The sequence below is a fragment of the Paenibacillus sp. CCS19 genome, from assembly GCF_033239625.1.
GTDB lineage: Bacteria > Bacillota > Bacilli > Paenibacillales > Paenibacillaceae > Paenibacillus_T.
In genome coordinates, this window is the sequence record NZ_BTCK01000022.1 from 12,742 (window position 1) to 26,914 (window position 14,173).

Annotated in this window: 12 protein-coding genes; 10 read left to right on the plus strand and 2 right to left on the minus strand. The window is 53.7% G+C overall.

Annotation, left to right across the window (positions count from 1 at the left end; translation table 11 throughout):
- Window positions 1-108: 108 nt before the first annotated feature.
- The 3 genes from SBI19_RS15940 to SBI19_RS15950 all read left to right on the plus strand — a co-directional run bounded on the left by SBI19_RS15940 (window position 109) and on the right by SBI19_RS15950 (window position 5,575).
- On the plus strand, window positions 109-663 hold the full coding sequence (locus SBI19_RS15940) for a hypothetical protein (protein WP_317969883.1): 555 nt from the start codon (window positions 109-111) through the stop codon (window positions 661-663).
- Between the two features lie 685 nt (window positions 664-1,348).
- On the plus strand, window positions 1,349-5,251 hold the full coding sequence (locus SBI19_RS15945) for a hypothetical protein (RefSeq protein WP_317969885.1): 3,903 nt from the start codon (window positions 1,349-1,351) through the stop codon (window positions 5,249-5,251).
- Window positions 5,252-5,422: 171 nt separating this feature from the next.
- A complete protein-coding gene (locus SBI19_RS15950) occupies window positions 5,423-5,575 on the plus strand; it encodes a hypothetical protein (protein WP_317969887.1) in 153 nt (50 codons plus the stop codon).
- Window positions 5,576-5,602: 27 nt separating this feature from the next.
- Here SBI19_RS15950 and SBI19_RS15955 read toward each other — a convergent pair whose 3' ends face one another.
- A complete protein-coding gene (locus SBI19_RS15955; protein WP_317969889.1) occupies window positions 5,603-6,337 on the minus strand; it encodes a hypothetical protein in 735 nt (244 codons plus the stop codon).
- A gap of 493 nt (window positions 6,338-6,830) precedes the next feature.
- Between SBI19_RS15955 and SBI19_RS15960 the strand changes: the two genes are divergently transcribed.
- From SBI19_RS15960 to SBI19_RS15975, 4 genes are all read left to right on the plus strand, one after another.
- Window positions 6,831-8,066, plus strand: coding sequence for an MFS transporter (locus SBI19_RS15960; protein ID WP_317969891.1), 1,236 nt, complete (start codon window positions 6,831-6,833; stop codon window positions 8,064-8,066).
- Window positions 8,067-8,549: 483 nt separating this feature from the next.
- Entirely contained in the window at window positions 8,550-9,677 is a 1,128-nt protein-coding gene (locus tag SBI19_RS15965; RefSeq protein WP_317969893.1) for a metallophosphoesterase, read from the plus strand.
- A gap of 70 nt (window positions 9,678-9,747) precedes the next feature.
- Window positions 9,748-10,380 carry a fumarylacetoacetate hydrolase family protein gene (locus SBI19_RS15970; RefSeq protein ID WP_317969895.1) on the plus strand — a complete coding sequence of 211 codons (633 nt, stop codon included), beginning with the start codon at window positions 9,748-9,750 and terminating at the stop codon, window positions 10,378-10,380.
- A 190-nt stretch (window positions 10,381-10,570) separates the two neighbouring features.
- On the plus strand, window positions 10,571-11,194 hold the full coding sequence (locus tag SBI19_RS15975) for an FMN-dependent NADH-azoreductase (protein ID WP_317969897.1): 624 nt from the start codon (window positions 10,571-10,573) through the stop codon (window positions 11,192-11,194).
- A 92-nt stretch (window positions 11,195-11,286) separates the two neighbouring features.
- On the opposite strand, the gene SBI19_RS15980 is transcribed toward SBI19_RS15975, so the two are convergent.
- Entirely contained in the window at window positions 11,287-11,595 is a 309-nt protein-coding gene (locus tag SBI19_RS15980; protein ID WP_317969899.1) for a catDE operon transcriptional regulator CatR, read from the minus strand.
- 224 nt (window positions 11,596-11,819) lie between these two features.
- Here SBI19_RS15980 and SBI19_RS15985 point away from each other — a divergent pair, with 224 nt between their 5' ends.
- The 3 genes from SBI19_RS15985 (at window position 11,820) to SBI19_RS15995 (ending at window position 14,020) form a co-directional block, all read left to right on the plus strand.
- On the plus strand, window positions 11,820-12,590 hold the full coding sequence (locus SBI19_RS15985) for a dioxygenase family protein (RefSeq protein WP_317969901.1): 771 nt from the start codon (window positions 11,820-11,822) through the stop codon (window positions 12,588-12,590).
- 241 nt (window positions 12,591-12,831) lie between these two features.
- Window positions 12,832-13,608 (plus strand): MerR family transcriptional regulator, encoded by a 777-nt coding sequence (locus tag SBI19_RS15990; protein ID WP_317969903.1) that lies wholly within the window; start codon window positions 12,832-12,834, stop codon window positions 13,606-13,608.
- A 208-nt stretch (window positions 13,609-13,816) separates the two neighbouring features.
- The gene (locus SBI19_RS15995) at window positions 13,817-14,020 is read left to right on the plus strand and encodes a zinc ribbon domain-containing protein (protein WP_317969905.1); all 204 of its coding nucleotides are present in this window, start codon (window positions 13,817-13,819) and stop codon (window positions 14,018-14,020) included.
- The last annotated feature ends 153 nt before the right edge of the window (window positions 14,021-14,173 follow it).

The following is a 14,173-nucleotide window of genomic DNA, read 5'->3' on the forward strand; positions in this document are numbered from 1 at the left end:
TGCAGGGTATGTGCCCTTCCCGTCGATTGCGGCTTTCCATACAATGAAGGGCATCCATCATTGGAGCTTTCTATAGGGTGGGAAACGATCAATGCGAGGAGGAGTACGATGGTTGTTACCTCTTTACGAAACAAAGCGCAGGTTCAACTGTCTCCGCCGCAGTTTGAGTATTTTAATCTCATCAAGCATTCAATCGGCAAAGATCCGCTTGTAACGGTAGCGCCGCTGGAGCAGTTGCCAAGCGGTGATTTCCTCATCACATTGCGAGCGCAGGGTTTGCGCAAGGCACGAGCGTTAGCAACGCTTCTCGTGGCAAGCGTGGCGGTCGGCGCGGTTCGTTTGCATGTGCAGGTGCGGACGGCAGGGGGCGCGCTGGTTAAACCAATACGTCGTACATTCACGCCTGCTCAAATCGTGAAGCTGTATCAAACGGCATTGCGGACGAATAAGCTGTTCCGTTTCGCGGCGATCGTTCAAATTTTCGGCAGGGCAGCAGTGTATCCTGTATTCAGCGCACGTATCATACAGTTTCCAAACGATGATTTGTCCGACTTCTATCTCAACTACAATAACGTTGCCGCCTTCGTCTTCCGAGACGTTCTACGCCGCACGATCAGCCGCACGTCCATACGCTGCTCGACCGCGCAAATCAAATCCAAGTAATATTCCATCTTCGGACATACGCTCAAAGCCTCTTTAATTACTGCCCCGCAGTGATTAGGAGGCTTTTTGTCATGGGGATAATCGGTTCTTAATGGGGTATGGACCACCTTAAATTGTTTTTTTAGTAAGCGTCATGATGGATATGGAAAACCGTAAAGCGTGTCCTGCAGGGACGAAAGCGAGCAACTGCTCGTATGCTGCACGACCACGAATATATAACTCCGTCAACCAGCCGCATTTAGGCACCAACAACGTAGAGCGTGTCCCGCAGGGACGACAAGCGGGCAGACGCTCCTGCGTACCTAGACCAGTCCTTAGGGAGTCCGGAGGCAAAGGCTTCCGCAAGGAAACCACATCGGAAGCATGAGCTTAACCCTTTGGGGCCCTCCCTTGCAGGGAGGGTTTGGGTGGGTAGAAATCTAGAGATCCCCCTTGAGGGGGGCAGGGGCTGAACGATACGGGAGTCCAGAGGGTATAACCCTATGGGCCCTCCTTGCAGGGAAGGTTTAGGTGGGTAGAATTTCCCCCTAGAGGGGGGTAGGGGGTGAATGTCTTTAGACTCTTATTGCCATATATTACATGATGATACAATACGAACGCGTTGTAGGATGTGCGAAGCAATCGCGGATTCGGCAGGCAGGATGCACGCTTACGATCATTATTGATCCGATAAGGGAGAGTTGTCATGGTTTCCATCTTAAATCAAAGCGCATCCGAAGAACTGCTCGTATTGATCCGAACCGAATACCGCAACTTGCCGCTTCGAGAACTGCTCAGCCAAAGTCCGCTAGTGCTGCTCGGTGTCAGTCCGAAGGCTGTCGATGTCCTGAAGGGACTCGAAATCAACACCGTGTTCGACCTGGCGACCTCCGGCGTATTCGACGCCGCGACGAAGCTGCTCAGCGCAGCGACAGATTACAACTCTGCTTTCACGCAATACGGCAGTCCGACTGCCGATCTGGTTCGAGAGGCGCAAGCGGCCGGGAAGAAAGTGAATGAGCTTCAATTCGCGCCGATCAGCCTGCTGCAGAGCATTCCGCTCGATCTGGTGCCTGCGGTGGAGGAAGTATTCGTTGTTGAGACGGTGCGGGATCTCGCGCTGTATCCTCCTTATCGCGCAGCATCGAGGCTGCTCAACACCATTTATTTCCCTGAAAATGTTCCGACCTACGACCCTGAGCGTCCTGCGGATCTGCTTCCGAAGACGGGGGAATACCCAACCGAGCGAGTTCAGTACACGACGCTGCTCATGGATCAGATTCATAGCGACGATGAGAAAATAACCGACATTGCCAGCGCCGATTTCAAGCCGATCAATATTGGCGTCTTGGCATCAGGCGATGCCGGCTTTAAGAAAATTGCCTTCGGGGCGCTGCTCACGATGAACCAATCGTGGTACGCGCAGGGCGTTACGCTCGGCCAGCTGCTGCACAGCACCGCGCTTGCGCCAGGCGAAAGCACGCGAATTGCGGTCGTCGACTGGTCGCGCAAAAGCCGCGCAGGCGAGACCGAGGTCATCAGCGAAGTCGACGATCTTGCGAACGACACGAGCCATAATCGTTCCATCAGCGAAGTGACCGAAGCGGTTGCGAACGAGGCGCAAGGCGGCTTCTCGGAATCGAACGCGAACAGCACCTCGAAGGCGAAGGGCTCCTCATCCGCTGAGGAATTATCGGCGCCGCTTGGCGGCTTATTCGGCGGACCAAGCGCTTCCTTCGGCCAGACGAGCAGCTCGGCGTCCACCACCTCGCATGCAGACAGCTATTCGACGTCCTATGGCCATCGGGACATCGGCAGCTCCATGATGCAGAACGTCAACGATCGGACGCACCAGCATGCGCACAGCAGCCGCAGTCGCCGCGCTTCCGTGGTGAAAGAAGTTTCGCAGTCCGAGCACGAGGGCGTGAGCACGCGCGTCATCGCGAACTATAACCATATGCACGCCCTTACGATTCAATATTACGAGGTCGTGCAGGTGTACCGCGTAGAGGTTGCCATCGTGAAGGCGGATAAGGTAGTCTTCATACCGATTCAATTAATCGACTTCAACAATGACTCGCTCGTTCGCCGGTTCCGCAGCGTACTATCCAGAGCGGCGCTCACTTATGCGATTCGTGAAGCGTTGGTCAACCTTGATGTGCTGGAGATTATACCGGAGAAAGATACGCATTTTACGCTGATCTCGAACCGACTTAGCGTGCTTCTTCGGGATGCGCTGCTCAAACGGACCGGTTACTCCACGACCACGATACCGACGCGCCAGCAGCCGCTTACCCAAATGCCGGCAACGAACCTAGCAGGCGTAAGCCAGCCTGCCAGCAATACGAACAATATGGTCGTGAATACGAATGCATTCACGCTGAGCTCGACGCTTCCGCTGTACCAGCAGGTGAATGACGCGTTGTGGTCCATCGACCAATCGTCGCGTATTTCAAGGCTGGTGAACCGTCCGATTCTGCGCTCAGACAGCGCCTCGATGTTCCTTCCGACCGACGTCATTATTGAGGGCATCGTTGTTTCATCCGGCAGCTTCTCTGTTCAATTCGTGCTCTATACGTTGTCGGGTACGAGAGTGACTACCGTCGATGCTGCACATCCCGTTGCGATGAGCAACATCAGTCGTCTTGCTCTTATCGGCAGCAGTCCTGATCTTGATGTGCCGGTAACGGTCACGCTGACGTTGAACCGTAATGGCGTCCGGTTCCCGCTTGAGCTGCCAAAGGTGACGATTTCGAAGGGGACGACAACGGAGACGCCGGTCGTTCAAGTGAAACCAGGCGGAGTCGATGCCAATCTGAAGCAGCACCTGATGGACAATCAGATGCATTACAGCCAGGCTGTGTATCGTTCGCTGGACAGCACGCAGATCGCTTTCCTGTTGGCAGGCTTCGGGGTCGAGGTAGACGGCAAGCTCGTACCGGTATCGCAGGTGATCGAGCCGAGACCGATCCGTTATATTGGCAACTATCTCGCGTTCAAAATGAATTCCGACGCATCCAGCGACGAATCATGGGCGCAGTGGCTGAAAGATCATGGCATACATCTGGGCACGGCGAAGGAAGACATTGTGCCGCTCCCTTCAGGAGGTACGTTCGCCGAAGCGGTGCTCGGCCGTTCGAACAGTGCGGAGAAGCTCGATATTACGCGCTTCTGGAATTGGCAGGACTCGCCGATTCCGCTGCAGCCGACCGAGATCTCGGCGATATCGACAGGCAGCCGCGCCACCAACGAGGACGTCAAGCCTGGCCAGCTCAGCGCGCCGATCATCAACATTACATCGCCGACCTCGCTGCCTGATCCGTCGGGTACAGCTGCTGTGCTCGCTGCGATCCAGAACGGCAATATGTTCCGCGATATGAGCGGTCTTGCAGGCACCATCGGTCTCGCAGGGTCTGCACTTCAGGCAACGTCGGCTGGTGCTGCGACCGCAGGCCAGCAGGCGGGCACGAATATGAACAGTCTTCTGACGGCGAACACGGAGCGGCAGCGGATTGCAGCCGAGATGATTACAAGCCTCGCGAAGACAGCAGCGTCGATGTACACCGGCGGTCTGGCTGGCGGCGGAGGCGGCGGTATAAGCGGGGGCGGCAATCATTCGACGGACGGCGCGAAAATCAACTATTTTGACAAAACGCAGGGTCAAGGCGGTTCGCAGTCCAGCGGCGGCGGCAGCAACGGCGGTGCCGTATCGCCAGTCGGCGGAGGCGGCTCCAGCTCTGGCGGAGGCGGCAGCGCCGGCAATGCAGGCGGCTACTCGCAGAACCCAGCCGCACTCGCGGCAACATGGGGAGACAGCCAGCCTCGTTCGAATGTGGTGGGGCAGATTTTGGATAAAATGTCCGGTTCAACGGGCTCGTCCGACGAATCGCCAGCAAGCGGCGCTCTCGATACGCGGAAGGCATGGCCGAAGCTGGACAGCACAACGGTGCTTACGCGTATTCAGAACTTGAAGAACGATGCCAATCTGTTCAATCAAGGAACGATTGGTTTATGTACGACGGCTTGCTTCTATCACCATATGATCCAGCGCAATGCAGCGAAATTCGAGTCTTTTGCAAACGCATTGTACGGCGGCGGTATCGGCTACATGGGCAATCTGCGCGTCGCGCCAGGCACGGATCTGCGCAATGCCGACTATGCTGCATTGGCGGCTAAGTATGCGAACATGCCGCCGCAGGCCGATTGGATGCTCATGTCGGCGCTGCGCGACAGCGAGAACTGGTTCTTCGATTACGAAGGCGCGCCGGACGAATCGACTGCGATCGAGACGCCGACGAAGGAGCTCAAGGGCTTCTATGCAAGCACGGGCTTATACAACAATGTTGTGTTCAACGAAGGCACAAGCGTAGCGGACATTAAGGCCATCTCGAAGACGGCGAACGAACATGTGGTGCTATGGATTCGCACTGCGCTGCTGGGCGGCAAAGGTACGCATGTAATCACGCTCGAAGGACCGGTCACGGTCGACGAAGCCAATGATAAGGTGACCTTCGACTACTGGACATGGGCGCAGCCAGTCAAGACGATGAACACGACATTGACGAATTTCAAAGCTAATTATCTAGGCAATATTACGGCTTCATTCTAAAGTTTGCTGTCGCAGCCGAGACTGATCGGCAGCTTGTACGAGTCACGAAAGCCCGCATGCACACGTGTGGGCTTTTGTGTTTTTATGCCTGGATGAAGATGGTGGTTTACATGAAATTCTGCCTATGTATATAGTTATAGGAGATAGTGTGAACGATAGGGGTTGTCTTTAATGTCTTTATACGAGCAGAACGAACCTAAGGTTAGAATGGAACGCCGCAAGCGCAATTGGCTGGAGTGGGGATTCTGGGGAGATTTAGCTGGTGAGGCGTTCGTGCTGCTCCTACGCCTGGCCGGCAAAGCAATAAAGGGACTGTTCGACTGAGAACGGTCCCTTTGTCGTCTATTCGGTTTAGCAGAAGGCGAACAGAATCGTAAAGTTCGGCACGAGGCAAGGCGTAAACGGATGGCACCAGCCGATGACGAAGCCAAGGATGTTCGCGACCGGGAACATGAGCAAGACGTTGTTAGGGGTGAAAATAAGCGACCATCGGTTGTAGCAAAAGCCTGGCAGCAAGCGAACGTCATCTTCTTCATCGCGAGGTCCCATTGCACCGGTCTGAGCGAACTGTACGCCTTGCTGAAGCGATTGCGGACGTTGGCGAATGAAGGCTTGCAGCATTTGCGGATTGCTGCGCAGCGTGTTGAACAAGAACAGCATTTCAGCTGGCGGCTGGCCTACCGGTCTTGGATATTGAGCGAGCACGTTCGGAAGGTTCGCCTGCGACAGTTGAGGCGGCAAGCCTCCTCCGCCTTGACCTGGAGGAGGGAAAGGCAACGGCATAGGCGTCGCGCCGCCCCCTGGCGTAGGGAATGGCATAGGCATCATGCCGCCGCCTTGGCCAGGCATCGGCATAGGCATCATGCCACCGCCTTGGCCAGGCATCGGCATAGGCATCATGCCGCCGCCTTGGCCAGGCATCGGCATAGGCATCATGCCACCGCCTTGACCTGGCATCGGCATAGGCATCATGCCACCGCCTTGACCTGGCATCATGCCGCCTTGACCCGGCATGGGCATTTGAAGCGAGCGAGGGTCATAGTAGTACACGGGTTGAGTCTTCGGTTGGTTACACGAACATGGCATTAGGGGAAACACCCTTTCCCAAATGATTGGCGCTATCATCGTATGCGGCGAATGCCCAAAGGTGCGAACGCGAGTTGGCGGGGTCTTTTAAAAGATAGTAGGAGGGCCTGCTTGCTGTCTGCAGAAGACGCAATATTAAGCCTTTTGTAAGTACCATAATCCGCCCGCAGCACCTTTGATGCTCGAATAGCACACTTTTACATTCCTTATTTACCTGCCGTGAAACGGCGCTGTTACCAGACTTCCTCGCATGAGGATGCTGGTTTTTTTGTTTTTATATGACTTTCTTCTTGAATTGGACATGAATGCGCTTATCGAGCCATCTTACCTCGTATCGGGCGAAATCGGTTCATTAAGAGGGTGTAAACGTACATCCTCGACGAAATGCGGCGGTATGCGTTGGCGGACGGCTTTTGAACGATGGGAATGGGAGGCGTATAGTTACGGTAAAGCAATGGTTCGGTATCCAAATTAATGATGGGAAGTGAGGAAAATGGCATCCTGGCAGCGTCAAATGTGGATTCTGTGGGCAGGCGTTCTGCTCTGCAGCTCCAGCTACACGATGGTTATTCCGCTGCTGCCGCTTTTCCTTCCAGAGCTGGGCGTCTCGGACAGTTCCTTGTACTGGTGGGCGGGCATCGTTCAATCCTCCGCCTTTCTAGTCGGGGCGGTCATGGCTCCATTATGGGGCGCATTGGCGGATAAATACGGTAAGCGCAAAATGATTATCCGCGCCGGCCTCAGCCTTGCGGTCGTCTACGCGATGATCTCGCTCGTCCACAATCCGTGGGAGCTGGTCGGCATCCGGCTGCTGCACGGACTCGTCGGCGGATTCGTTCCGGCCTCGATGGCGATTGTCGCATCGATCGCGCCAGAGCATCGAATGGGCTGGAGCCTTGGCATGATGCAGGCCGCTTCGATGAGCGGGGGCATTATGGGGCCGCTGATCGGCGGTTTGCTGTCGCACGCATTCGGTCAGCGCTTGTCGTTCGTCGTCGCAGGCAGCTTCATTCTGCTCGCCACGCTCGCGGTCGTATTCTTCGTCCACGAAGGCAAAGCGCCTCCGAGAGAGGCTGCGCCAATCAAGCAGAAGACGACAACCCGCAGCGATTATTGGTCTGTACTGCACAACAAGCAGCTGCTCAACTTGCTGCTCCTTCTGCTGTTGTTCCAGCTGTCGTATAACATGGTGCAGCCGCTGCTTACGCTCCATATCGCAGACTTGCAGGGCGGCGTACAGGACGTGGCAGCGACAGCAGGCTTTGTTCTATCGCTGATCGGGATCGCGGGCATTCTCGCATCGCCGCAGTGGGGTAAGCTCGGCGAACAGCGCGGTTATATGCGAGTGCTAATCTTCTGCTTGATCGCATCGGGCTGCGTAATCAGCATGCAGTATTTTGTGCATTCGCTATGGTTATTTACGGTCGTGCAGTTTATTTTCGGCTTATTCCTTGCCGGCATCGTACCCGTCGTGAATACACTTGTTGTACAAAGCACCGATCCGACGTTCCGCGGACGCTCCTTCGGGTTGACAACGAGCGCCAACCAGACAGGCTCACTGCTTGGCCCGCTGATCGGCGGGGGGCTCGGCAAATTCGTCGGCATCGAGTGGCTGTTCGTCATGACAGGCACATTGCTCGTAGCGGCCGGAGCTACCGTCGCGCTTCGCAACGTTGCACAGCGAACGCCCACCGTCCAATCAAGTCAGAACGTACAGCGCAATAGCTAGCGCATTCCTTAAACCTCCACTCCCTGAAACCACGCAGGGAGTGGAGGTTTTTCTTATCCAATCTATCGCCTTAGTGCACGGTTAGCCAGGTTGGTTCTCCGTAGGTGCAGATCTGCACCTACATTTAAAGCACTAGATGCTCGAACGAAAGCTGTGCCCCGGAGGGGCACGCGACCCTCACCACGCAGTAACATATCCGCGTCTCTGTCCATCCTACGTTTTCCATTCAGGGGTCCAGGGGACGAGTCCCATGGGGTCCTCCCTAGCAGGGAGGATTTAGGTGGGTAGAAAATTTGGTTTTAGTGGGTAGAATACTTGATTTAGATTTGAATTTAGGCAGTAGATCTCTTGAATTTAGATGGTTAGAATTCAATAAAACGGGGTCCCAAGGGGCGAAGCCCCTTCCTCATTTTGATACGGACGTAGACTGTGGTACATTTTTAATAGATTCTAATTCTTACTTGAGAAATAGGAGAGATTGCATTGATCATTCGTCTCATTATTATGCTTAGTCTGTTCGTGCTCCTGAACTTCTATGTCGGCTGGCACGGAGAGCTGGCGCTGGAGCATGCTGGAGCGGATGTGCCGCCAGTTCTTTATTGGGTGCTGTATGCGGTTGTTGCACTCGGTTATTTGTGGGGCAGACTCGCCAAGGCGCTTGGCGCAATAGGGCGGCTATGGAAAGTCGTTGGCGCTGTTTATCTAGCAATCTTCGAATTTACGGTTTTATTGCTTCCGTTTGCCGATCTTGCTGGCTGGATCATGGTAAAGTCGGGAATGTCGAGAGATAACGCGATCCAGGTGCTTTCGATTATTGTGGCAGGCATTCTGCTCATCCTGATGCTGCGCGGTTCCTATAACGCATGGTCGCCGGTTGTTCGTGCGCATCAGCTGTCGGTGGACAAGCAGGCTCCGTCCAGAAACAAAAACGCGCTGCGCGTAGCGGCAGCCTCGGATTTGCATCTAGGCAATACAGTAGGCAATCGTCATCTTCGGAAGCTTGTGAAACGAATGAATGCAATGAATCCCGACGTCATCCTGCTCGCTGGGGATGTGCTGGACGATGTCATCGAACCGTTCCTCCGCAACCAAATGGCGGATACGCTGAAGCAGTTGAAGGCGAAGCACGGGATCTATGCGGTGCTAGGCAATCATGAATATTATGGCGGGCATATTGAACAATATGTACAGGTCATGCAGGGGATCGGCATCCAAGTGCTGCGCGACGAGACCGTAACGGTCGATGGGCTCTTCCATGTCGTTGGCCGCAAGGATAAGACGGCGGAAGCAAGAGAAGGCAGGCTGTCGATGAAGGAGCTTGTGTCGCAGTTGGATCCGTCGCTCCCAGTGCTGGCCATGGACCATCAGCCATACGGTTTCGCGCAAGCGGCTGAAGCGGGCGTCGATCTGCTCGTATGCGGACACACGCATCGCGGTCAAATGTTCCCGAACCATTTCATCACGCGCCGACTGTTCGAGCTCGATTGGGGCTACATGCGCAAAGGTCTGATGCATGTAATCGTATCGTCCGGCTTCGGCACTTGGGGACCGCCGATTCGGCTCGCCAGCCGCTCGGAGCTGATCGACATCAAGCTGCAGTTCAAGTCCTGATCGTTGCAAATGCAATAACCAAAGGAGCTTGTACGCTCCATGATTCTATATTAGAAGGAGTCGATCCACGATGGCGAATGAATTCTCATCTATCCGTAATGTATACTGTGTCGGCCGCAACTATGCGCTGCATGCGAAGGAGCTTGGCAACGACGTGCCCGAGGAGCCGATGATTTTCTCGAAGCCGACCCATGCGCTGCACCCGGTCGAAGGGGAGCTTAAGCTTCCGTCGGACGTGGGCTCCATCCATTATGAGACGGAGATGGTCGTTCGCATTAGCCGCACGTACGAGCCAGGTGTACCGGTCGAGCAGATGGTGGATGGTATGGCGATCGGAATCGACTGGACAGCGCGCGATGTGCAAAATGTGCTGAAAGAGAAACGTCATCCATGGCTGCTCGCCAAAGGGTTCAAGAACGCAGCCGTGTTGTCTCCATTCCGTCCGTTCCCTAATATTGAAGCATTCGAGGCCATGGAGTTCAGTTTGCTGCGCAATGGCGAGACGGTACAGGAAGGCAATCCGGTGGACATGATATTCCCGCTGGAGAAGCTGATATCGTACATCGGCGAACACTTCGGCCTTGCCGAAGGCGATGTGATCTTCACCGGTACGCCAGCCGGCGTCGGCCCTGTGAAGGATGGCGATGAGCTCATTCTAATGATGGACGAAGAACGGTTCGGACCGCTTCACGTCCGTATGTAATGCCGTACAAAACAAACGTCTACGACTTTGGTCGTAGACGTTTGTTTTATTTTCAACATCTAAAGCAGTAGATTGTCTTAAGACCATACACCGACGCGTGAAGGTGCAATCCTCTGTACAATGAGCACATAGCAATTAAACAAAGCAACTTACAAAAATATAGCAACACCAATTTGGAGGAGGAACCATCATGACAAACGTACTTTTCGTAAAAGCAAATGACCGCCCGGCCGATCAAGCGGTTAGCGTCCAGCTGTACAACGCCTATGTAGACAGCTACAAGAAAGCACATCCAGATCATCAAATCACGGAACTGGATCTGTATAAAGAGGAGCTTCCATACCTCAACAACACGATGATTACGGGTCTGTTCAAAACAGCACGCGGCATCGAAGCAACGGCCGAAGAAGCGCAAGCTGCGGCTATCGCTGGCCGTTACCTGGATCAGTTCATCGCAGCTGACCTCGTCGTACTCGCATTCCCGCTGTGGAACATGACAGTACCGGCGCCATTGCACACGTACATCGACTACCTGAGCCAAGCAGGCAAATCGTTCACCTATACGGCAGAAGGTCCTGTTGGTCTGTTGGGCGGCAAAAAAGTCGTTCTGCTTAACGCACGCGGCGGCATCTATTCCGAAGGTCCAGCGGCAGCAGCAGAAATGTCTTACAACCTCGTTGCGAACCAACTGCGCTTCTTCGGTATCACGGACATCGAATCCGTTATCGTAGAAGGCCACAACCAGCTCCCGGATCAAGCAGCATCGATCATCGGCGGCGGCCTCGAGAAAGCTGCAGCGCTTGCAGCCGTGTAATAATTCGTCCTATACGAAAAGAGCCCTGTACGGAAGACGTTGAAGTCTTCTGTACAGGGCTTTTGTGGTTGGATGGAATTAGACCAGCCGGCTTACAGCCAGTTGGTGGACCAAGTGCCGATCTCAGCAAGAATAGGTGCAAGCGCACGTCCTTTGTCTGTCAAAGAATACTCAATACGAACGGGCATCTCAGGGTATACTTCTCTTCGTACGATCCCTTCCTGCTCCAGCTCTTTCAGCCGCTCTGACAGCAGCCTGCCGCTAATGTTCGGGAGGGATGCTTCCAAGGCGCAAAATCTGCTCGGACCGTTCAACAGTTGGAATACGATGAGCGAAACCCAGCGTTTGCTCAGTATGCCGACTGCTTTCTCGAAACGAGGACATATCGCCGTCTCGTTCATCTTATCACCTCAATGGCCATATTATATCGCAAGTACACTAAAAAAAATATAGTTAATAGAGGTAGTTCGAAAACCGAACTTTTTGAACTTGAACTTAATTAGACTATACGGTGCGAGAAACAATTGACTTCCGACCGCGTATTCGGTACACTTACTTACATAAAGTAATTAAGTTACTAATTATATACGACCTGTTCGCATTCTACGTTAAGGGGGCTTCTCTTATGATGCCAGCTTTGTTCATTGGTCACGGATCGCCGATGATGGCGATTGAAGATAACGAGTGCGGCGTATTTCTATCCCAATATGGTTCGACGATCGGTCGACCGAAAGCCATCGTGCTGTTCACTGCACATTGGGAAACGGAAGCGCTGACGATTTCTGCAGTTGAAGGCCGTTATTCCACGATTCATGATTTCGGCGGTTTCCCTAAGCCGCTGTTCGACATGCGATATCCGGCGCCAGGCTCGGTTGAGCTCGCTGAACAAGTCGGCAAGCGTCTTGGCGAACAAGGCATTCCTGTACAATATGATGCCCAGCGCGGGCTCGATCATGGAAGCTGGGTTGTACTGTCGCGGCTGTATCCGGATGCAGATATTCCGGTCGTCCAGATCTCGGTACAACCGTTCCAAACGACAGAATATCAGTACCGTGTCGGCGAAGCGCTGCGTGGACTTGGTGTCGAAGATATCCTTGTTATCGGCAGCGGCGCGACCGTGCATAACTTCCAACAAATGCGCTGGGGCGGAGGCGACCCTGAGCAGTGGGCAATCGACTTCGACGACTGGCTTGTGGACCGAATGACCGAGCGCGATCTTCCTTCGCTGTTCCGCTACGATGAGCTGGCGCCGAACGCTCGCAAGGCCGTTCCGCGTCCGGAGCATTTTGTCCCACTGTACATTGCTTACGGAAGCGGCGACCCGGCGAACAAGCCGGAAGTCATCCATCGCAGCTACGAGATGGGGACGCTCAGCTACATTTGTATGAAATTCTAAATGGAATAGGCTGTTAGTAACGGGGCTTAGCCGTAGGGCGAGCCTCGTTGTGCTGTCTAGGACTTCACGCACATGTGGATAAATAAGGAATGACAATACGCATAACGATGCGGTTATCCATAGGTTTATCCACACTATTCACATTTTGCGCTGGGGATAAATTCTGTATAATATGGGCTCAAAAAAGCGTTGACTCTCACGTTACGTGATCCTTTACGATACAAGTAAGAGGTGATGCGACATGTATTACAAGGTGAAGGAAGTAGCTAAGCTGGCCGGAATCAGCGTGCGTACGCTGCACCATTACGACGAGATTGGTCTGCTGAAGCCGTCCGAAGTTGGGGATAACGGCTACAGACGGTACAGCGAAGAGGATCTCGAACGGCTGCAGCAAGTGCTTTTCTTCAAGGAGATGGACTTGCCGCTTCAGGAGGTTCGCCTTATTCTGGACGATCCCGCGTATGACCGGCAGCAAATGCTGCGCATCCATAAGGAGCTGCTGCTGAAGAAGAAGCATCGCCTCGAACAAATCATCCAGTCGGTGGAGCAGACGCTTCAATCGATTGAAGGAGGGTATTCGATGAGCAAGCAGGATATGTTTGAGCCGTTTGATATGAAAGAAATCGAGGAACATCAGCAGAAGTACGGCAAGGAAGCGGAAGAACGGTGGGGAGGCACGGATGCGTACAAGGAATCGGCGCGCCGAACGTCCAAATTTACCGAGGAAGATTGGCGTAGAATCAAGGAATTCAATGCGGAGTTAAATCGCAAATTGATCGAACGGATGCCGTTCGGACCGGCAGATGAGGAAGCGCAGCGATTGGTCGCCTCGCATCGGCAGCATCTTACGGACAACTTCTACGACTGCTCGACCGAGATGTATCGCGGGCTGGGAGAAATGTATGTGAACGATCCGCGCTTTACAGCCAATATCGATAAGCACCAGGAAGGGCTTGCGGCGTTCTGGCGTGACGCGATCGTTATCCACTGCGACCGCGTTGAAGCGGGGAACGAATAATATCAGTTGCGTGCGGTGTGGACAATCGTTGTCCACGCTGCACAGGTTAAGTAAGCGCTTCAAGTTATGAACATAACACACAGCTTATCCACAATATCCACACAATCACATGTGGATGGAATCTGAATAAAAATACCTAGTTCCAACTGCAACCTATTTCGTGCTGACCCGTTAATAATGGTAAATCAGCACGAGGGGAGATGGCGTTGTGGAGGGCTTGGATTGCCTGCGCTGCAGCGGCGATATGCAATTTCTGAAGGAATATCGGTTCGAATCGCGGGATAATAATCGCGGAATATTCGGAGCGCTGTTCGATGTGGAGGAGCATTTGACCTTTAACGTTTATGTGTGTCCGAACTGTGGGCACAGCGAATTTTTCCACACGGGCGTTCATAAACGGCTGGGCGATTGATCGGAATCGATTGGGGATAAAGGGATGGAGAGCGCGTCTGCTGGAGCAGGCGCGTTTTTTTGTTGTGTACAACTTTTATTTATTTTGAGGACTGTCGCCTCTATAATAGAACTTGTTTCCATTCCTGACGTTGATGGTATAGCTTCATCCCAG